This is a genomic window from Ruegeria sp. AM9 (genome assembly GCF_056540565.1).
Genome location: NZ_JBQFWY010000001.1, coordinates 924950 through 944602, shown reverse-complemented (window position 1 = coordinate 944602; position 19653 = coordinate 924950). Strand labels below are relative to the sequence as shown.

15 protein-coding genes and 2 pseudogenes are annotated in these 19653 nt (G+C 52.0%); 8 read left to right on the top strand and 9 right to left on the bottom strand.

From position 1 onward, the window contains the following. Window positions 1–35 precede the first annotated feature (35 nt). Window positions 36–1550, top strand: coding sequence for a M81 family metallopeptidase (locus ACR0DO_RS04785; protein WP_480556947.1), 1515 nt, complete (start codon window positions 36–38; stop codon window positions 1548–1550). 1616 nt (window positions 1551–3166) lie between these two features. Here ACR0DO_RS04785 and ACR0DO_RS04780 read toward each other — a convergent pair. Beyond that, window positions 3167–3367, bottom strand: coding sequence for a hypothetical protein (locus ACR0DO_RS04780; RefSeq protein WP_480556946.1), 201 nt, complete (start codon window positions 3365–3367; stop codon window positions 3167–3169). 536 nt (window positions 3368–3903) lie between these two features. Then, window positions 3904–4548, bottom strand: a complete 645-nt coding sequence (locus tag ACR0DO_RS04775; protein ID WP_480556945.1) for an acyl-homoserine-lactone synthase — start codon at window positions 4546–4548, stop codon at window positions 3904–3906. Window positions 4549–5135: 587 nt separating this feature from the next. On the opposite strand from ACR0DO_RS04775, the gene ACR0DO_RS04770 reads away from it, so the two are divergent. After that, entirely contained in the window at window positions 5136–5366 is a 231-nt protein-coding gene (locus ACR0DO_RS04770; protein ID WP_480556944.1) for a hypothetical protein, read from the top strand. A gap of 143 nt (window positions 5367–5509) precedes the next feature. Here ACR0DO_RS04770 and ACR0DO_RS04765 read toward each other — a convergent pair whose 3' ends face one another. After that, the gene (locus ACR0DO_RS04765; protein WP_480556943.1) at window positions 5510–5974 is read right to left on the bottom strand and encodes a hypothetical protein; all 465 of its coding nucleotides are present in this window, start codon (window positions 5972–5974) and stop codon (window positions 5510–5512) included. A 284-nt stretch (window positions 5975–6258) separates the two neighbouring features. Between ACR0DO_RS04765 and ACR0DO_RS04760 the strand changes: the two genes are divergently transcribed. Both ACR0DO_RS04760 and ACR0DO_RS04755 read left to right on the top strand, forming a co-directional pair. Further along, complete coding sequence (locus tag ACR0DO_RS04760) at window positions 6259–7152, top strand: lipid A-modifier LpxR family protein (RefSeq protein WP_480556942.1); 894 nt, start codon at window positions 6259–6261, stop codon at window positions 7150–7152. Between the two features lie 98 nt (window positions 7153–7250). Further along, window positions 7251–7700 carry a DUF2799 domain-containing protein gene (locus tag ACR0DO_RS04755; protein WP_480556941.1) on the top strand — a complete coding sequence of 150 codons (450 nt, stop codon included), beginning with the start codon at window positions 7251–7253 and terminating at the stop codon, window positions 7698–7700. A gap of 124 nt (window positions 7701–7824) precedes the next feature. Here the strand turns inward: ACR0DO_RS04755 and ACR0DO_RS04750 are convergent. Further along, a pseudogene (locus ACR0DO_RS04750) lies at window positions 7825–8139 on the bottom strand (transposase); the annotation flags it as partial. An 81-nt stretch (window positions 8140–8220) separates the two neighbouring features. Then, window positions 8221–8325, bottom strand: a complete 105-nt coding sequence (locus ACR0DO_RS04745) for a transposase (protein ID WP_480556940.1) — start codon at window positions 8323–8325, stop codon at window positions 8221–8223. A gap of 487 nt (window positions 8326–8812) precedes the next feature. Between ACR0DO_RS04745 and ACR0DO_RS04740 the strand changes: the two genes are divergently transcribed. The 3 genes and pseudogenes from ACR0DO_RS04740 to ACR0DO_RS04730 all read left to right on the top strand — a co-directional run bounded on the left by ACR0DO_RS04740 (window position 8813) and on the right by ACR0DO_RS04730 (window position 13803). Beyond that, window positions 8813–11191, top strand: a complete 2379-nt coding sequence (locus ACR0DO_RS04740; protein WP_480556939.1) for a calcium-binding protein — start codon at window positions 8813–8815, stop codon at window positions 11189–11191. Window positions 11192–11283: 92 nt separating this feature from the next. Continuing rightward, window positions 11284–11544, top strand: a pseudogene (locus ACR0DO_RS04735) (transposase); the annotation flags it as partial. 216 nt (window positions 11545–11760) lie between these two features. Continuing rightward, complete coding sequence (locus tag ACR0DO_RS04730; RefSeq protein WP_480556938.1) at window positions 11761–13803, top strand: dockerin type I domain-containing protein; 2043 nt, start codon at window positions 11761–11763, stop codon at window positions 13801–13803. 160 nt (window positions 13804–13963) lie between these two features. On the opposite strand, the gene ACR0DO_RS04725 is transcribed toward ACR0DO_RS04730, so the two are convergent. From ACR0DO_RS04725 to dctP, 4 genes are all read right to left on the bottom strand, one after another. Then, a protein-coding gene (locus ACR0DO_RS04725; protein WP_480556937.1) for an IS5 family transposase occupies window positions 13964–14721 on the bottom strand; the annotation gives its coding sequence in 2 pieces (ribosomal slippage) (window positions 13964–14385 and window positions 14385–14721; 759 coding nt in all). Between the two features lie 127 nt (window positions 14722–14848). Continuing rightward, window positions 14849–16141, bottom strand: a complete 1293-nt coding sequence (locus tag ACR0DO_RS04720) for a TRAP transporter large permease (RefSeq protein WP_480556936.1) — start codon at window positions 16139–16141, stop codon at window positions 14849–14851. A gap of 23 nt (window positions 16142–16164) precedes the next feature. Beyond that, window positions 16165–16683: a TRAP transporter small permease gene (locus ACR0DO_RS04715; RefSeq protein ID WP_480556935.1), complete on the bottom strand. Its 519-nt coding sequence runs from the start codon at window positions 16681–16683 to the stop codon at window positions 16165–16167. Window positions 16684–16690: 7 nt separating this feature from the next. After that, window positions 16691–17701, bottom strand: a complete 1011-nt coding sequence (dctP, locus tag ACR0DO_RS04710; protein ID WP_480556934.1) for a TRAP transporter substrate-binding protein DctP — start codon at window positions 17699–17701, stop codon at window positions 16691–16693. Window positions 17702–18184: 483 nt separating this feature from the next. Here dctP and ACR0DO_RS04705 point away from each other — a divergent pair. Continuing rightward, window positions 18185–19311 (top strand): IS3 family transposase gene (locus ACR0DO_RS04705; protein WP_480556933.1). Its coding sequence is split into 2 segments (ribosomal slippage): window positions 18185–18446 and window positions 18446–19311, totalling 1128 coding nucleotides; the frame shifts between segments, so codons are not numbered across the junction. The last annotated feature ends 342 nt before the right edge of the window (window positions 19312–19653 follow it).

The window sequence follows — 19653 nt, the reverse complement described above, 5'->3', positions numbered from 1 at the left end:
ACTGCCCAACCCCCACATAAAGTGAAACCGAAAACATGACCCTGCCACGGATTGCCCTGATCCATTTCCATCTGGAAAGTAACCGTGCCGCGCCGATAACCGCGCGCACGGATTTTGCCGCCCAACGCCTGGCCATCGGCACAGAATTCGCCCGCGACCTCGCGGAAAGGCCGGCCTTGGCCTCGGCGGGGATCAAAGGGTTCTCGGAGGACTTCGGGCCATTTGACCCTGTGCCGGTTTTCGCCGCGTTCGCGGGTGCGGGCGGCATGATGGACGGCCCGTTTTTCGACGAACTCCTGCAAGCGGTGCGAGACCATCTTCCGGCTGACGTGGATGGCGTCTATCTGGATGCGCACGGGGCCTGCATCGCCACCAATGACGAAGACCCCGATGGAACATTGATTTCCCTGATCCGCGAGATCGTCGGGCCGGGTGTTCCGCTGGCGGTGACGCTGGACTTACATGCCCATGTCAGCCCGGACATGATTGAAGGCGCAGACTTTATCGCAGCGTATCAAACCAATCCTCATGTGGATCAGTTTGAACGGGGGCAGGACGCCGCCGGGGCGATGAAAAGGCTTCTGAACGGAGAAAAGACAGGACGCGCATTGGTCCGCCTGCCCTTTATTCCACCGTCGACCACGCAGGACACGACAGGAGGGCCATATGGGCGGCTGATGAAAGAGGCGGTGGCACGGGCAGTCGACCCAATCTGGAACGTATCGCTTTGTGCAGGCTTTTCCGTCGGGGATTCGTCGAAAGCCGGCGCAAATGTCACCGTCACGGCAGACAACTCTGCAATCGCTCTCGAAACGGCGCGCGCGATCGGGCAGGCGCTTTGGGACGCACGTCATGAGTTCCGGATAAACCTGACCCCGGTTGACGAGGCGGTCCGCCTGATGTCCGATTTGGGAGCCTCTCGCATTTATGCGGACGTGGCCGACAACCCGGGCGGTGGAGGCCGCGGCAACACGCTCGCCATTCTCCGGGCCATGCTCGACGCAGGCGTCGAAAACGCTTTGGTCGGAATGCTCTTTGACCCTGAGCTCGCCGCTGAGGCAGCGGAGCAGGGCGAAGGCGCAAGATTTCAAGCCCGGTTCAATCGTTCCGAATCCGATGTGCAATCCGGTCGCCTAACGGCGGAGGTCGAGGTCGTGAAACTGGCCGATGGCCCGGTGAATTGCAGGCGCGGGCTCTATGCCGGTGGGCGGCAAGACCTTGGCCAATGCTCCCTTCTGAGGTGCCAGGGTGTGCTCATCATCGTCACAAGTATTCGCCGCCAACTGTGTGAACCCGCATTCGTCGAGCGTTTCGGGCTGAACATCGCCGATTTCCACACTATCGTCGTCAAATCCCGCGGCCATTTCAGGGCCGGTTTCGACGAGTTTTTCACGCCTAGCCACGTTGTGGAAATAGACGGTCCGGGCCTGACATCTCCAGAGTTGTCCCGAATAGACTTCAAGAAGACACCGCGCCCCATCCACCCGATTGATCCCGGCGTAAAGTGGGCCGCCAAAGCTGAAGGGTTCGCTGCAGGCGAAACATATTGAACCGATGAGCCGCAGACAGACACGATATGACTCGATCGGCCTCACCAAAGTAGTTCACCTTGATTGTCGGTATGTTGCTGGCCCTTTTTATGCATCGTGACGACGGTTTCCGGCCTTGCGAACGATGGCCTGAGCGCTAAGCGATCATTTCGGGTTTAGTATTTCACCCATCGTTCGATCAGGACTTGCGCCTAACGCAGGCTGCAGAAGACCTCCCCACTCAAGAACTCCTTGCGGAGTTGCGCGTTGAAGCTTTCGCCATATCCAGTTCCTCTGAGGGTTTTCTAATTGTTTCTATGTCATCTTGGTACCGACAACTACCATCCAATCCTGAACGAACTTACCGGTGATCTCCGGGCTACTACCTGACCACGAGACACGTGGGTTCAATGTAGTTGAAAGAAAATAGGAAACCGTCCCTCGCCCTGATCGGGTGGGTAGTCACTACTGGGGCGAGCTACAAGCTAAATGTCCGCTTCTGCGCTGGGTCCAAGTTGCTCTCGCGTGCACAGCGAACGCCCGCTTTCCGCACTAGGGGTCGAATCCAGAGCCTCCAGACCTCGTGCACCATGGCAGTTCTTGGAAACTAAAAAACAGCCAACTTGGTTTAAATCCACCAGCATAACCGCCAAATTTGGTAAAAGTTGCGTTCTTACCCGACAAAAATTGCGTTTCAAGCCGGACAAGTTCCGATTCACGCCAGACGACATACTAAGGGAAAATCATGGCTGTGCAGGCAGTTTGCAGCTAGCCAGTCTCACCCAAAATTCCCTGAAAACAGGGATTTTTACAGGGAGCTTGCTCAAATTTTGCGTTACTTTTCGTCCGCAGACCTGAAATCTGCAAACAGACCAGTGACTTGTAGACGAGTTCCCGGGATATCTAAACAGGGAATCTTTTGTGCCTTTTCAATGAAAACTCACGGTACTGCAGGGAAAGGGTAGCGGACGTTTCCGCCAGTCTTTAAGGGCTTAGTTTGCCGTCCACACTTTTCTGTCGCAGGGTCTTGCAGCTCAGACCTAAAAAGCAACCAAGCGTGGTGCTCGATATCTTGCCAGTTCTCGGGTTTCGGCAGTGAACGATTGGATAGGGCTTCACTGTACTCGTTGGGACGGCGCTGGGACGCATATTTCGGCGACTCAGGGGGGAGACAACGTATGGTGCCTTGACACGCGGTGCAACGGTTGACGATTGAGGCGAGGTAGTTCGTCCGTGCAGCTGTTGCTGCGATTCACGAAATGTCGTTCAGACCTAGCGTCTGTTTTTAGTTACACCAAGCTGTATATAATATCCCAAAGCTTTGAGCATGTGAATCCCATTTTATTGAGCGCCAAATCCAAATAGGATTGGGCGCTCAAACTCACCGCATGGACCTTCCGTCGAGGCGAAGAAAATGCGTCCTGCTACGAACACAACCCATGAACGCGTCAGCCAAGAGAGGATCACCAATGTAGTCATACCACTCTTACGGTGCCCGCTGTGAGATCATCGACGTTGAGCTGATCGGTCTTCGGTGACTTCGAAAACTCAACTAGTTCCTGCTTTTTCATAGGGCTGAGCGTGAAGTCCTTGACCAGAACAAAGCTCTTAACCGGACAATCTGGTCTCTCTCGCGTCTATTGGGTTTGTTTAAAATACACCTGTATTGGTGTCTCTCCGTGCATCTTAGCCCACTCAGCCTTGCCACGCTCTTGGACAACCTCATCAAGAGAGCTTTCGCCGAAGATCACGGTAAATTTGATCTCATAGTCCGGTTTTGTGATGCCATCAATTTCGGGCACATCAGCCCCTGTAACTTCTACCTTCCGCTCTATCATGTCCCCGTCCACTAGGCGTTGGTTGGAATTTCTCGGTCACGCTTGCGCACGCATGGCATGCAGCCGGTCATTATCTTCGAACCACTTGTCGATCTGCGCCTGTACCTGCTCTATGGCTGCCTCGGGTTTCGAATGGAGAATAAACCTCGACGAATGACCCGGACGCTCGGTTTCGGCTTCCCGATCTGACCGGCTTTCCGGTCGTGAACTACGGCCGCCCGGAGACCCTTCTGGCCTTCGCTTGTCTACTTGATTGCTCAATTTGAGCTACTCCCCAATGTTTGGATAGATTTCCGTGTAAGTTAATCTACTCTCTGCTCCTGGTAATCTAGTTGATTTCTTGTTTCTCTAACCACTAAACCACGGCGGGTCGCTTGCCGCCATGGGCATTGTGGGTGCCTTTCTGATTGTATTGCCCATTTTTCCAAGCAGATATTCGATCCTCGAAATCTATATCTACTGCATTCGGGATAATGTGATGTACTTACACAAGTGAACCAGAGCGCTAGTTACTGGATCCACTTGAGCATTTTTCATTAAGCCGAGCGTGGAAACGGTGTCGTGGAGGTCCCAAAACGACCAAATGCGGCGTTAATCCAGAGCCTGGAAAGTTCTCTGGAAACACCAGCTCTGCTCGCAACCCGATTGCAATCTTCCGCAGAATAGGGCCAAAGTCCCACTGAGACTTGTTCACGGCCTTGTCCTTTCGACCCTAAGACGATCGGAGATGACCCAATCATGCGATATATTCGGATCATTCTTGCGTCGAAAACGCCAGCGATATGAGTGAGGCCGAATTTCTCCATCAACTCTCCACCGGCTAACATTATGGCTCCTGCAGTGTGTGGACTCGCTGCGCGCGACAGGCAGAAACGGGTTACTTCCCAAATCCGTGGGTCGCACACCGGAGAGCCGCCGGTAAGATGCCCAAACACATCATTTATCATTACAGGACCGGTCGTAGGTAAAACCCTCATTGATCCGCCATGGCTACCATCAGTCTCTTCCCAGATTACGTATAGCGGGTTCAGTTCATCGTATTGGTCTCTTTCTTCTCCCCGAGAATTAACTTGAACGTCCCAACCCAACCTTGTTTTGAATTGATCCGCTCTATCCTTGAACATCCCCTCAGACAGCAATGAATACCTGTGCAACTCGTCTGCATAAACATACCTGAGCATCAAACTCACCTCCTGATTCTGTGACGGAAACAAGTGGTGCTGGATCGTGGTTAAAAGTTCGTCAGTAACCTGTGAGACAGGTAGGGTCTTGTTTACTTCTGATGACTGGAAAGAGCCTCACGAACGATGCTAAGTTACTAACGCCCACGCCAGTGGGTCGTTCAAGAGGAACGCGACGACCGCGTTGAGCACGTTTTGGAAACAAAGCTGTAGCATAAGCCAGTTTGAGCGAGCGCAATCGTATATATTGTGCTTATTGATCCCGAAGTACATAGGAATGGTCGCGAAAACTTGGACAATTTACCATTTGTTAATGGAATCGATTCAAATTGGACACAGTTGTGGCAATGGGGATTTTAGTGATGGATGAAAGTTTTTTGCATCGCGCCACTGACATAGAGTTGAGGCTGGAGGCGGAGGGGATGTTTCTCACTGCCGAAGCGATCAGGCAAGTTGTTAATACATACGTATTGGAGCATCCCGAGTACACGATGACGTGGAATGGTAGAAAAACATCCGAGAAGCCGTCAGATTTAACCGAGCGTTAACCAAAACACCTTGTAGTTGTAAAAAACTTGAGGTGTTTCATGAAAACTAACCATTGGTTCGTCGCAGCGGTATCGGAGATGGTCGATGACGCAAAGCGAGACAACCTTTTTAATGTCTTAAGTGGACTGCGCACGGCTCTATCTGTATTCTGCGATGAATCTGGTTTAACTGAAGAAGAAAAAAAAGCTGTTTGTGCCTTGATGCAGGAGAATACAAAAAAACTAGAGAGTGTAATTACTAGAACTGAAGCCTCCTTAATGCTTGACTAATATGGTTAATGGCAAATCTAATATTTTTTTGGGGGGAGTGCATTAGTATCTCCCAAATTTTAGTGTTCTTTAAGTGCTCCATGGTCCGATAACCTTGCCGACATAATTTGATCGCAAGTAGGAAAATCAATCCGCACACGGTGTCAAGCGGTTTGGGGGATTTGCGGTAGCGCTCCTTTCTTAGAATGGAATTCGGAGGAAGCGCTGCTTTCAAGTGTTAGTTGAATTTTTTTGAATACATCCAATATACTTACTGCAACTGCCCAGAATTCGTTAAAGCTAAGCTGGACACCATTTTGAAAGGCGCCCTTGTTAAACAAGGAAACTAAATGAGAGAGAACTAAGATTCTTTGTTGCTGATCGAAAGGATTTTCGAATTCGGATTGGTCCAGAAAGATTGCTACATCCTCTGCGATTTCCATCGAAGTTATCGTCAATTTCTCAACAGTTTGAGGTGTCTTGAGAATTTCAATAAGTACGCTCATTGCGATGACGTCGAAGAAATTCGGCGCTACCACAACCCTGTGGCAACCAAAGTTCAATTGAGCGCCAAAGTGCGGTTGCAGAATTTTCCAAGCAGTCTCGATCTCCTTAAGGGGTTTTGACAACACCGGAGCGATATCTTTGATATCAAAGGGGGTTGTTGTAGGGCAAAACAATTACACGACCTTTCGTTCAACGCAACCAACTTATGAACTCAAAAAAATAACGACAAATTAACATACCTTTTTGCTTAAAAAATATTTCACGTGGCGCGCAAGGTTGGCCATTGGAAAGGTTTCTGCTTAAGGTCATGGTCAAAACGTAAACATACCATTTTAGGATAATTTTAACGCTCGCTAACGTTACTTGGGTTGTAGTTTCGAATCTTTGCTGCAACGAGGCGGAAGGTATGAAGGCGAGTTTTCTGGCATTGTGCACGATTTTCACGGTTCCCTCGGCTTCGGCGGAATCCATTAATTCAAGCTTTTTTACGAACGATTTCTTTGGGGATGGCAGGGATCGCTGGCGATCCGCGAGTTATACAATTTTCTTTGGCTTTGAGGGTGATAATACAGGCGGAATCGCTCATGACCTCCGCGCCCGTGCGGAAATTATTTCTCCGTGGGGGGCAAGAGATCAACCGACAAATGGCGACCGACCTTACGTTGGGATGCTGGGGTTCGGGATTTTCGCCAACGACAGCTACGGGGATCTGCAATACAGCGCTGGTGTCGAAGTGCTTTTTACGGGCGAGCAGACGAACATAGCTGACTTTCAACAGGGTTTTCACGACCTGACAGGAATTGCTGGTTACTTGCCTGAGGATATGCCGCATGAGCATGTGGGCGATAGGGTAACAAGCATGGTGTCGGCCGAAATCGCCAGAGCTTACACATTGTCAGATAGTTTTTCCGTTAGGCCATTTGTCGGGGCTCAGGCCGGATACGAAACTTTCGGACGCGTCGGAGTCGACCTGCTTATTGATGGTTATGCCAATGCCCAACGTTACGTTCGTGACCCAGTTTCTGGGTTCCTTCAGCCTTCTTCTCCGGAGCGGGTGCATAGGATGAACGATATGTCGTTTCTGTTGGGGGCCGACTACACGTATGTCATTCATAGCGAATTCTTTCCGGATTGGTCAAATGTCGAAATGACCAATTCACGTATTAGGGCGCGGGCAGGAGTTCAGGTTCGGATTCGCAAAGTTTCAACTTTCTTTGGATTTACTTATCTCAGCAAAGAATTTGAGTCACAGGTCGAAAGCCAAACGATTGGTGTTTTATCTCTCGAATTCCCTTTCTGAAATTGGTCCTTAAGGAAACGTTAGGTAGCGTTTCTTATTCTCATCCCGATCCCGCGAAACTCATGAACGCAACACTCTTTATCAACAGGACGACAGTAATGATGGAACAGGCTGTGAACGGCAAGCGATCTGGCTCTTTTGGCAAGCAGTTGAAGAAGCCTTTATTATATGGCGCCTATGTGGCAGTGGCTGCCTGCGTTGGAGGCACGGCTTCAGCCAGCGATAAGCCCAGCGGCCTATTCTCAAAAATATTTCCTCCGGAAGCCTGTGTCGGAAAAGTAGACTGGTCTCAGGTTGGATTGTCTGACGGCAGACTGGGAGTAGAGGCGAGCTATTTCAATGTATACGAGCAGCTTTGTGCGCGCAGGTCAAAAAAACCTGACAAGAATGCGTATTTTGATGCTTACCGTGAGGGCACACGGTCGTATTGCACACCGGAGAATATTTATCAGCTGGCTCGTCGAGGCGCAGTCGCGACCGGCGCGTGTGAAGATACCGCCGAGATACGTAAGGCCGTTCAGGATGGATTTGCAAATCTACTTGAGTAGCGGGCAAGGGGAGCAGTGTCGCCACCTTTGTCACTGACAACTGCGTATTGCCCAAGGAGGCTTAATTGCCAAATTACTGAGTGGTCTAAACAGCAGATAACTTTCCTCGAAATAGGGTCAGGGTTCATAAGCAGTAGATGACGGTTGCCGCGAGAGCGATGGCGGGTAGGAAGATCTTGGGGCATAGATCATAGCGTGTTTTCATGCGCCTCCAGTCCTTTAGCCTGCCAAACATGATTTCGATGTGGTTTCGCCCCTCGTATCGTCGCTTGTCAAACTTGACAGGTATCTTGCGTTGCTTGCGGCCGGGGGTGCGGGCGCGTCTCCCTTTGCCTTTTAACGCGTCTCTGAACCAGTCAGCATCGTAGCCGCGATCCCCTAGCAGCCATATGACGTTTGGCAGACTGCTAAGCAACGCTCTTGCGCCGAGATAATCGCTTCTGCGTTTGCCGCCCCAAGTGCCAGCAGTATTGACTCTGAAGGTATGTGATCGAGTGCGAACTTCTGTATCTGCTTGGCCTTACTTGCTTATGCGCCCCAAGCGCTCTTTACTTTCAGACGAGTATTGCTTGGGCACAAGAGCCAACCAAGAAGCGAAGTCAAGCCTGGTCTTGAACTGTGACATGTCTGGCCCAAAAAAAGGGAGAGCATGGCCATCTGTGCGTCGTTCAGTCAATAAAGATTGCCCATGTCACCACACCATTATTCAAGCCGTGAATCACGCAGCGCCGTGAAAACTGGTGCATCCTGACCCTACTCGCCGTAGACTGCGCGCGGTACTTCGGTATCCGGCATAGTCATCTGGAAATTCCGGCGAACAGTCTATGACTTAAGCGGGCTTGCTACTGTTTGGGGTAAGGCCGAGTAGGTACACTGAATGCATCCCCAATTTTTTAGGAGACTGGTGCTGCGGCGCAAAATATTCTCGAAAGCAATTAATACTCAAGAGTTGCAGTCAGTAAAACACTGAAGAAAAACTTACTAAAAATAGTAAACTATTATCCAAGATTAACAGGTAAGTTTTCTGAACTGATTCTTTGAAAAACTAGGTTCACTCTCGCAAGGTGGCTTCAGAAATTCTAACTGGGGCTGGGTAGTGTTGTGAGGGTGAGATGGTCAATTACAGCTATGAATTAACTCCGGGCGCAGTTTCAGAAACGGTCAGCGAGGATCATTTTGGTGCCAATTTTCGAGGTATGTTCCCGAATATCGGCGAAGCCTTCGATATGCTGGGTGTTACACATTTGCGCTATCCTTCAGGCAGCGCCCAAAAGGAAGACATTACAAATCTGGTTGACGGTCAGTTAAACGATAATTTGACTGAGTTTTTAGATTGGGTCGCCGATAGAGGGACGACCTTCACTTTGAGCATTCCGGTTGGGGAGAAATTGGCAAATCAGTCTGAAATGACGGAATTTGTCAAAGCGGTATATGACCAACTGGGTCCAAACGGGCATCTTTTGACGACAATAGAAATCGGCAACGAGTATTGGAGTTTTCAACAAGCATCCGAGTATGGCAGAGATGCAGCACAGGCGACGCAGTATCTCGCTAGTGCTTACGAGGCATACAGTGCCGAAAACCCGACATCCGATTATGATCCCAAGATCCTGGTGCAAACAGCGCCACCGTGGCACGTTGGGCCGGATAGCACGATGGACCAAAAGAACAAAGAGATCATTGAGCATTTCGATGCCAACAAAGATTTGTCGGATGGATTTCAGTCAACGGTCGCGAGTGAAGCGGTCGACGGAGTAGTTTCCCACTACTATTTCTATGAAACCTACGGAGCGGATAATACCTTTTCCGACGGTTACTACGAAAACCGGGAAATCGGGTCACGGCCGGATATGTGGTACAAGTATTTTGAACAAGAATTGGATTATCACGTTACCGAATGGAATGTTCAAAATGCCAATATTACTCAGCAAGGTCTGAAGGCGGCGTCTGTAATCCTTGAGATGTTCGAGACCATGCTGGAATCCGGGGTGGACGCAGCGGAAATCTGGTCGGTTCTGAATAGAAACTATAATTCATTTGCTGGTGGCATTACAAAGGATAACCGGGTTCATCCTTCACCTGCTGGTCAGGTATTTTCCTGGATGAGGGAGAGCTTGGTTGACGAGGATGGTGTCGGGCTCTCTCTGCTAGAATTGGGAGGGCTGCCTGACAATCACCGCCCAATTGAAATCAATGCCTTTACCGGGGGTGGGAAAACCGTTCTCTACGTGTCTAACAGAACGGAAGAGTTTGGGGTGTCAGTTGACTTGGACCTGAACGAACTGGTCGAAGGAAAACACATCGTATCCGTTCGAAAAATTGGAATTCTCGATGGTAGTGCTGACGGTATGAGTGACCGGGCCGAATACGACGAGAATGGTAGGCTGGTTCCTAATTCTCGCAATAAGCTCCGAGTTATCGATGAAGCCGAAAAGCTAGCCTTGGAAGCGAAATTCCAAAACTTGTTTGCATTGGGGGTGATCAGCCCCAGGAAAATTTCTTCTTATGAAGAAGGAACTTATCGAACCTATCTTCCGCCGCCGTCCACCATTCTTTTAAAGCCCGGATACACCCCCGAAACGGCGACCAGTCTTGACCACTATTACTTTGCTGGAGAGACCGACGTTACGGTGGAAGTCGAGCAATTCACATTTGATGATGCGGGCGATGTGGATCTTGAATTGGATCCTTATGAAGTCGTGGAGATCACTATAACCCCATATGACCAAGTAGTTGGTTCCGAGAATAGTGACGCAATAACGGGATCGGATTCCCACGAGGAAATTCAGGGGGATGATGGAAATGACTACATCGACGGCGGCGGAGGAACTGACTACGTTTCGGGAGGTGATGGTAATGATATTCTCGTTGGGGGAGTCAGCGATACCATTGGCGACACACTATTGGGTGGAGCTGGCAATGATATTGTAAATGGAGGTCAAGGGGCAGATGAAATTTACGGCGGTGAAGGTAATGACCGGTTGTTTGGCGGCGTAGGTGAAGACGAAATTCTTGGAGAGAATGGTGACGACTACGTTGATGGAGGCGCGGATGACGATTGGTTAGATGGTGGTGTTGGCCGGGATGTAATAATGGGCGGTCAAGGTAACGATCACATCAATGGGGGCGCGGATGATGATGTGCTGTTCGGAGGGGTGGGGGACGACACCGTCGCGGGCGGGGAGGGCAATGACATTTTGGAAGGCGGCGCTGGTGACGATATGCTCGACGGAGGCCTGGGTGATGATTTGCTTATCGGTGGCGAAGGGGCAGACGTTTTTGTTTTTCGACCGGGCGAAGGCCTTGATAGTGCCTACGACTTCGAGCAGGGCGTGGATGTTGTTCGGATCGAAGTCATGGGCGCGAGTTACGAGGACTTAACACTAACTGAACACGGCAACAGCACTCTCGTCGAGCTGGATGATGTTCCTATAGCAATCCTGGGAGTGTCACCGGACGTTCTTGTTTCTGATGATTTTCAGTTCATTTGAACAAGATCAATTGCTCTGCTCCCTGAAAACTGCATCGTTTGAAGCTGGAGTTTTCCGCTAAGTTTTCCTGGCTGGAAAAGGAGCGGAATCGCATGAAAGCATCGAAGTTCACGGCGGCGCAATGGGCGTTCATCTTGAAGTAAGGCGAACAAGGCACGCTGGTCGCGGATATCTGTCGCAAGGCAGGGATCAGTCCGGCAGCGCATATAAATTGTAAGAAGAAGTACGCAGGTTCGCTGTGTGATGCAATGCGCCGACTGAAGGCACTTAAGGGCGAGAATACCCTGCTGTAGAAGGTCGTTGCGGACCTGAAGTTGGATCTGGAAATGCGTCAGGACGTTATTCGCCGAAAACGCTGAGGCCTGAGGCCGCTCAATTCCTCTGTCGTTTCCTGTTCGGGATTTAGCTTTGGTTCGCAGATGTAGAGCGTTGTTAGCGATTCCAGATAAACTCTAAAAATCTAAGAAAAATGACACTCTAAATCCCCAGCTTTTGCAGCTACATTGTCTGGCTGTTAATTATTGCGCGCTATCTTATTTGCAGCTTCGGTGTGGTTAGGGGGGCTTTTAATGATTGAATATGAAAGGACATTGACGACTGGATTCGTGAATTTTGATCACGGAATTTGCGATTTGGTCTCAATTGAGTTTGGAGCGGGAACTTACCTTTACAGCACTTCCGGTCCTGGCGGTGGATTGGTGGTTTGGCAACTGAATAACGGTGATGTTCCCACCTTCTTCGATTCCCAAGTGTTTGATTCAAGTATTTCGCCAGATGGCGGCCTGACAATAGAATTCGCGAACTTGGGTAGTGAAGACTTACTTGTTCTGGATATCAGCTCATCGGGGTCAATTTTTGGATATAGTTTAGAGCCGACTGGAATGATCGGTGAGACGCAGCAGTTTCAATTGCCGTCAGAAGGCGGTGGAACCACGTTGTTGGCTAGCTACTCTTCTAATGACACCGAGTTTATCGTCGCAGCGACAGACGGTGGAAGCCGAATTACTGCGTACCAAGTCGGACCTACCGGCACCTTTACGGAAGTGGACGTTGAAATCGGACGGCCGGCGTTTTTGGATACAGTCGAAACTGCCTCCAATACGGTGGTTGTAACGGCGGATTCATCAACGCACTCAGTGGTCACATTCCAAGCCGACACCGAAACAGGAGAACTGACCCAAGTAGACAATTCCGATGCGACTTCGCATTTGGCGCTGAACACTCCGACTTCAATGGAAGTAATTCAGGCGTATGGTAGTTTTTGGGTGCTTGTGGCGGGATCGGGCAGCAACTCCATTTCAGTGATGGAATTGGGCTCCGATGGAAGTCTTTTGCCTACAGATCATGTGCTCGACAGTTCCGGCACGAAATTCAATTCTATTCAAGATATCGCCGTGACTAGTGTTGGTGATCAAGTTTTTGTTTTCGCAGGGGGTGAGGATGACGGAATAAGCCTGTTTGCGCTGGTTCCGAGTGGTCAATTGGTGCATTTGGAAACAGTGGAAGGCACTGCTGAAAATGGGTTGGTAGGTGTCGATACTCTCTCGGTCGCTCAGGTCGGCAATGAATTGCAAGTGTTTGCGGCCGATCAGCAACAAGATGGTGTATCGCAATTCTCTGTGTCGTTGGACAACTTGGGAAGTGTCATCGAAGGCGACAGTATTCAATCAGGGACAAACGGCGATGACATACTTCTTGGTATGGGTGGTTCAACACTTCTCGCCGGGGGCGGGGATGATGTGCTGGTCGCTGGAAGTGGGACTACGGTCATGGCGGGCGGTGAGGGGGCCGACATTTTTGTGGTTCAAAACGGCAGTAGAACTATCATTGTCTCTGATTTTGAAGTGGGGGTCGACAGGTTAGATTTGTCTGATTTCGGGCAGCTACGTTTTCCAAGCCAGTTGGATTTCACATCTACGGAAGACGGAGCCCAAATTGACTTTCTTGGTCAAACGATAGTTCTCCAAAGCGCAGACGGCGGGTCGCTTTCACAATCTGACGTTCTTGGGGATTTTTTTGATGCAGCTGTTCGATTGCCGAATGGCCCCAACGAGAATTCTTCTGATACAGTGAGCTCTTCTGGAATAACTGGAGCGGTAACGGTCAGCACCGCTGAAGACAATCCAGGCATCCGGGATGCAGAAGTTCATTTCATTCAAGACGGAAGTGCGCCCATTGTCGTGCAAGCTGATAGTCAGGGTTATTTTGACCTGCAACTACCGGTTGGTTCGGAACAAGGCCATATAAAAATCATAAAGTCCTACTCTACTGGAAGCCAAGAAATCAACGCACTTGACGCCCTACAAGTGCTACGCATGTCGGTCGGCTTAGAGCCAACTTGGGGAACCGCTCAGCCAGAAAACTACATTGCGGCAGATATCAATAAGGACGGGTCAGTTAACGCTTTGGATGCATTGGATATTCTGCGCGTCTCAGTGGGGTTGCCGGTAGAAAGTGATGCGGAGTGGGTCTTCTTAGATTCCAAAACCGATATTTCGGAGGTAACCGCCGACGCAACGCACTATGATCCTAAAATTTCAGTAGTTGCGTTGAATGGGGATTTTTCAGTTGAAACAACTTCTATCCTTCTGGGAAATGTAGAGCAGTTATAATTAGGTGAGTGTTCCATTGCCCATCGTTGTTTCTGCGGTCTTGTCAGAAGAACTTGGGTTGAGGCGGGCAGGGGGCTTTTGTAGCCTTGTTCCATGCATAAATGATCGCCCTTCAAGTATTTCAAGACCAGCCCAGAGGTCATTCGTCTAGGCTCAGGACTCATAGCCAATAGATGACCAAAGCTGCGAGAGCGATGGCGGACAGGAAGACCTTTGGGCATCTGTCGTATCGGGTTACGACGCGTCGCCAATCTTTCAGCCTACCGAACATGATCTCGATGCGGTTGCGTCGTTTGTAGCGCCGCTTGTCGTACCGGACGGGCTTTTTTCGTTGCTTCCGGCCAGGGATGCAGGCGCGTATTCCCTTGTCTTGCAAGGCTCCTCGGAACCAATCCGCGTCATAGCCGCGATCCCCGAGCAACCAGTCAACATCCGGAATACTGCTCAGCAATGCCCGCGCTCCAATGTAGTCACTGACCTGCCCGGCGGTGACAAACAGGTTGAGCGGTCGGCCTTGGCTGTCGCAGATGGCGTGCAGTTTGGTGTTCATACCGCCCTTCGTCCTGCCGATCAGGCGGCCTCGCCCCCTTTTTTGACGCCCAAGCTGGATGCTGTGCGGTGCGCTTTGAGGTAGGTCGCGTCGATCATCGCAGTCTTTTCCTCACCGTGATTGGCGGCCAGACCGACCATCATCGAAGCGAAGATCCCTTTGTCGCTCCACCGCTTCCACCGGTTGTAGAGCGTCTTGTGCGGCCCGTATTCCTTGGGCGCGTCGCGCCAACGTAAGCCGTTGCGGTTGATGAAGATAATGCCGCTCAGCACCCGTCGATCATCAACGCGGGGCTTGCCATGGGACTTGGGGAAGAAGGGCTCAAGGCGCGCCATCTGCGCGTCGCTCAACCAGAAAAGATCAGACATGTTTACCGCTCATTTTTTCGAGCCGTGAATCATGCCACCAGCCGGAAATCAATGGATCCTGACCCTAGTCAGGATGCGCAGAGGGCGAGCAAAGCGATCATATGTGCGCTCGGTTGAAGCCCTTCTGTCAGAACAACAGGTCAGGCAGAAACAGGGCCAGTGCCGGGAAAAGCGTCAGGATCAGGATGGCAAACAGATGGATAAGCCAGTAGGGAACTGTTGCAACTGCCACGCGGCCCAGGCTGACCTCATTATTGGTTAGTGCGGTCAGGACTGACAGGTTCAGCCCGACCGGAGGTGTGACCTGTCCGATCTCAATGACGATGGTGATAATGACCCCAATCCAGATCGGATCAAAGCCCAGACCGGTTAGCAGCGGGAACACTACCGGCAATGTCATGATCATCAGGGACAGGCCATCAAAGAAGCAGCCCAGCACCAGATAGATCAGCACCACGATCAGCAACACGCTGTAGGTGCCCATCCCGCTTTCGGCCACGACCTCGAGGATCTGTTGCGGCACGCCCAGAATGCTGGTCGATTTCGCCAGAATGGTTGCACCCAGTACCAGAAATCCGACCGAGGCGAACAGCAGGACGGACTGATATACGGCCTCTACCAGCTTTCTCCAGGTGAGGTCGCCCCAGATAGACGAGATGATCACGGCCAGAACCACGCCAACGCCTGCGGCCTCAGTGGGTGTAGCCAACCCTCCGACGATGCTGCCGATGACCGCAATGATCAGGGCCAGCAGAGGCCATATTTGCTTGAAGCCCGCCAGAGTTTCCCGCAAGGGGAGCGGGGTTTCATCGCGGGGAGCTATGGCCGGGTTGCTGGCGCTTTTTACAAACAGATAGGCCATGAACATCAGACCCACCAGAAATCCGGGGATGATCCCGGCGGCAAACAGGCGACCGATCGAGGTCTCCGTGAGTGCGCCGTAAATCAGGAAGGACAGGCTGGGCGGGATCAGCAGACCCAGTGTGCCGCCACCTGCCAGACTGCCGACGATTGTATCCTTGTCATAGCCGCGTTTGGACATCTCGGGGTAAGCTACCGAGCCCACCGCCGCCGCCGTCGACAGGCTGGAGCCGCTGACCGCGCCAAACAGGGTGCAAACCGCGATGTTGGTGTGCAGCAACCCGCCCGGTATGCGGCGAAACAGCGGCGAGAAGGCGGAATAGGCCTTTTCGCTGATCCCGCTACGCAGCAGCACTTCGCCCAGAAGGATGAACATCGGAACAGCGCTGAGGGTGAAGGAATTAAAGACACTCCAGATCGCATCCACCGCCAGCGACGTGGCCCCGTTCGAGAAAAAGTGCAGGATCAGAAGCCCGGTCAGGCCAAGCGCGGCCCCAAGCGCCACGCCTGTCCCGGCGGTGGCGACCAGCGCGCCTGTCAACGTAAGCCAGAACGACATTCAGGGGCCTCTTTGATGGGGATTCATTCGATGTCAGCTTCGGCGTCGTCGACCCGGTCCAGAATGCCGACCAGGCGCGCCACAAAGATGGACATGGTTAGTGTGAGTGAGAGCGGCATCAGTGCCATCCACGGATAGAGCAAAATCCGGGTGGTCTCGGTCTTGAGGTTGCGTTTGAAGGCAAACTCGAACCAAGGGATGGTCTCGACGATCAGCCATAAGAAGAACACGATGCCGACCAGCAGGGCGGCGATCTGCAGGACTACATGCGCTTTACCTTTCAGTATGTCCGCCAGCAGCGAGACGCGCACGTGCTTGGCCCGTAACGTCACCATGGGCAGGCCGAGAAACAACGAGACGCTCAGCAAAAGTCCCACGACTTCTTCGGTAATGTGCAGCGGCGTATTGGCGAATTTTCGCATCAGAACGCTGGTCACGATGAGGCCGACGATGGCAATCATCCCCAACGCCGCCGCAGCAGCGCACGCAAGGGCCAGACGGTCCAGCCCCCGCGCGATCAAGTGTTTCGCGCTGTGCGCCATCCGAGGATCAGCGGCCCAATGCGGTCAGAACCCGCTGGCGATATTCAGGCGCATTGCCGCCGGCCTCATCCGCCAGTTCTGCCCAGATTTCGGTCACGTTGGACACAAACAGGTCGCGGTCTTCCTGCGAGAAGTCTTCGCCCCAGATCACGCCCTCTTCGCCCAGCTTGTCGCGCGCGGCCAGTTCGCGCTCAAAATCATCCTCATATTGGTTGGTGCGCTCCCACAAGGCATCTGCCGCGGTGGCAATCGCCGCTTTGGTGGCATCGTCCGTTGCGTCCCACTTATCGGTGGCGACGCCAATGACATAAGGGCCGGACGCCATCGGGTACAGGAAGGACGCGTATTTGGCGACCTCCTGCAATGAAACCGTATGTGCATAAAGCGCCGGGTAGAGCGCACAATCCACCACGCCGGTTTTAAGGGCCACATACATTTCTTCCTGCGGGATGATCTGCGCGGCGACGCCAAGACGAGTGAAGGTTTCAACCTGATCACGCGCCCAGACGCGCAGCTTCTTGGATTTTAGCGCGTCGATGGTGCGAACAGGTTCATCCCGGCAGAAGACCGAAACAGATAGCATCGGGATCGGGACATACCCCACCGAGGTCACGCCCCAGTCGGCAAACTCTTCTTCGTAGATTTCACGAACGGTCGGAATTGCCTTCTCGAATTCTTCAATCGAGCCAATTGTACCCTGAACAACAACAGAGCTGAGCGCCGGGGCATCGCGCCCCAGGTAATTCGCCCAGATCAGGCTCATCTCGACTGCGCCCTTGGGCAGGAACCGCAGAGTGTCCGTATTTGGCAGGCCCAATGATCCGCCGCTATAGAGCTTCAATTCACTCTCACCGCCCAGTGTCGCATTTACGTCTTCAACAAAACGTTCCAGTTCGGCTGTTTCGGGCCGGGTTTCTGGCAGGAAATTGTTGAAACGCCATTCCTCGGCGCTGCTTGAGGCGATTCCCGAAACAAAAGCGGCCGCGCTCAGGGCGGCGGTCTGGAAAATTCTCTTCATATTGGTCCCTCCTGAAGTGATGAACGTTTGACTCGTTGCGAAGCGCTTTGAATATCAATCTTGCGATTAAGGCGATCAGAGCGAATTTGATCTCTGGTTTGAGGTAGATAGGCGTTGTACCGGCTCTGCCGGTTGCAAGCATAGAAAGAGCGGGTGCGGTTTCAAGTCATGCCTGCATCTCGATCTCATTAAGCTGAAACATCATTGCAGTGCCGGGACCATTCGCCGTTGATGGACAGATGAGATGACTTTTTATCTCAGAATCTGACACCATGGATCCGCCACAACCTTTTCGGTTCGGCCATTTTTTGACCAAACGACGGGGCATATCGTCATGGAAACTGTCAACACTAATTGCGGGCCTGAAAATCTAACAATGCTTGGGTTCCTTTCACAGGTGGCTTCGTTTCAGGGGGCTGGTTCCAGCTGAGCCTCCCCGACTGAACTGGTCCACCGTTATGCTTAGGAAACGGAGGACCACGAATGGCAAACAAGAGACCAAAGCCCGAAGAGATTGTGTCGAAGTTACGGCAGGTTGAAGTGCTGATGGGGCAAGGCATGCCCCGTCTTGATGCGATCAGGCAGATCTGCGTTGTTGAACAAACCTATTACGGCTGGAGAAAGAAGTACGGCGGAATGGGTATAGATCAGTTGAAGGAACTGAAACGGCTTCAGAAAGAGAACGAGCGATTGCGGCGCGCGGTGTCTGACCTGACGTTGGACAAACTGATCCTAACGGAAGCCACAAAGGGAAACTACTGAGCCCCGCTCGTTGTCGTGCCTGCATTGATCATGTCCGCAGCCAGCTCAAAGTATCTGAGCGACGCGCCTGCCGCGTGCTTGGACAACACCGGTCCACGCAACGGCGCATCCCAAGAGGTCGCGCAGACGAAGACCGGCTGGTGGCCGACATGATTGAGCTGACCCGTCAATACGGCCGATATGGGTATCGCAGGATCGCTGCACTGCTGAGAGAGGCTGGCTGGTCTGTCAGCGATGGGCGGGTTGAACGGCTTTGGCGACGAGAGGGGCTGAAAGTGCCAGTGAAACAACCGAAGAAAGGACGGCTCTGGCTGAATGATGGATCATGTGTCCGGCTTCGACCGGATCACCGCAACCACGTGTGGTCGTATGACTTCGTTCATTGTCGAACCGACGATGGCAAAGCCTTCCGGACGCTGAACATCCTTGATGAGCACAGCCGGGAGTGCCTGGCGATTAGAGTGAAGCGCAAGCTGAACGCGGTCGATGTGATCGATGCCCTGACTGATCTGTTCATACTTCGCGGCGCGCCGAGTTTCATACGTTCTGACAATGGACCGGAATTTGTCGCCCAGGCTGTCCGAGACTGGATCGCCGCCGTTGGCGCCAAGACGGCTTACATCGAACCTGGCAGCCCTTGGGAGAACGGATACTGTGAAAGCTTCAATGGACGGATGCGGGATGAGCTGCTCAACGGTGAGATCTTCTACAGCCTGCGCGAAGCTCAAATTCTGATCGAACAATGGAGGAGACACTACAATACAAAACACCCCCACAGTGCACTGGGCTATCGCCCTCCAGCGCCCGAAACAATCATCCCGATGGATTACAGGCCGATGATGCACTAACAATCAAATTGGACCAGTCAGATGAGGCTGCTCAGGTTTTTTCGTTTTTTTGGCGTTCATGATTTGCTCCATTATTGCGCGATAGAACACCAGTTTTCTCCCACAGTCACACCGAAAAACTCTGTCGTACCGTGGGACAAAATGAAGGCGCTGGTATCGGCCTATGTACGCTTGTTCCCACAGCGCGTTATATGGGGTAGATTCCGGTAAGGGCTCGGAGCCGCCTTTTGCTGCATTTGGATCGAACAGCAGCTTAGAGGGACTCGTCCCAACTTTTCCAAGCCCTCTTGCTCCAATGAAGGCGGTCGGTGCAGTGCATAATGGCCGACTGACTTGTGGCCG

Excerpts from the sequence above, each read along its gene's own strand:
- ACR0DO_RS04785 (WP_480556947.1), top strand. The coding sequence starts at position 36 with ATGACCCTGCCACGGATTGCCCTGATCCATTTCCATCTGGAAAGTAAC.
- ACR0DO_RS04780 (WP_480556946.1), bottom strand. The coding sequence starts at position 3,367 with ATGATAGAGCGGAAGGTAGAAGTTACAGGGGCTGATGTGCCCGAAATT.
- ACR0DO_RS04775 (WP_480556945.1), bottom strand. The coding sequence starts at position 4,548 with ATGCTCAGGTATGTTTATGCAGACGAGTTGCACAGGTATTCATTGCTG.
- ACR0DO_RS04770 (WP_480556944.1), top strand. The coding sequence starts at position 5,136 with ATGAAAACTAACCATTGGTTCGTCGCAGCGGTATCGGAGATGGTCGAT.
- ACR0DO_RS04760 (WP_480556942.1), top strand. The coding sequence starts at position 6,259 with ATGAAGGCGAGTTTTCTGGCATTGTGCACGATTTTCACGGTTCCCTCG.
- ACR0DO_RS04755 (WP_480556941.1), top strand. The coding sequence starts at position 7,251 with ATGATGGAACAGGCTGTGAACGGCAAGCGATCTGGCTCTTTTGGCAAG.
- ACR0DO_RS04745 (WP_480556940.1), bottom strand. The coding sequence starts at position 8,325 with ATGTCACAGTTCAAGACCAGGCTTGACTTCGCTTCTTGGTTGGCTCTT.
- ACR0DO_RS04740 (WP_480556939.1), top strand. The coding sequence starts at position 8,813 with ATGGTCAATTACAGCTATGAATTAACTCCGGGCGCAGTTTCAGAAACG.
- ACR0DO_RS04730 (WP_480556938.1), top strand. The coding sequence starts at position 11,761 with ATGATTGAATATGAAAGGACATTGACGACTGGATTCGTGAATTTTGAT.
- ACR0DO_RS04720 (WP_480556936.1), bottom strand. The coding sequence starts at position 16,141 with ATGTCGTTCTGGCTTACGTTGACAGGCGCGCTGGTCGCCACCGCCGGG.
- ACR0DO_RS04715 (WP_480556935.1), bottom strand. The coding sequence starts at position 16,683 with ATGGCGCACAGCGCGAAACACTTGATCGCGCGGGGGCTGGACCGTCTG.
- dctP (WP_480556934.1), bottom strand. The coding sequence starts at position 17,701 with ATGAAGAGAATTTTCCAGACCGCCGCCCTGAGCGCGGCCGCTTTTGTT.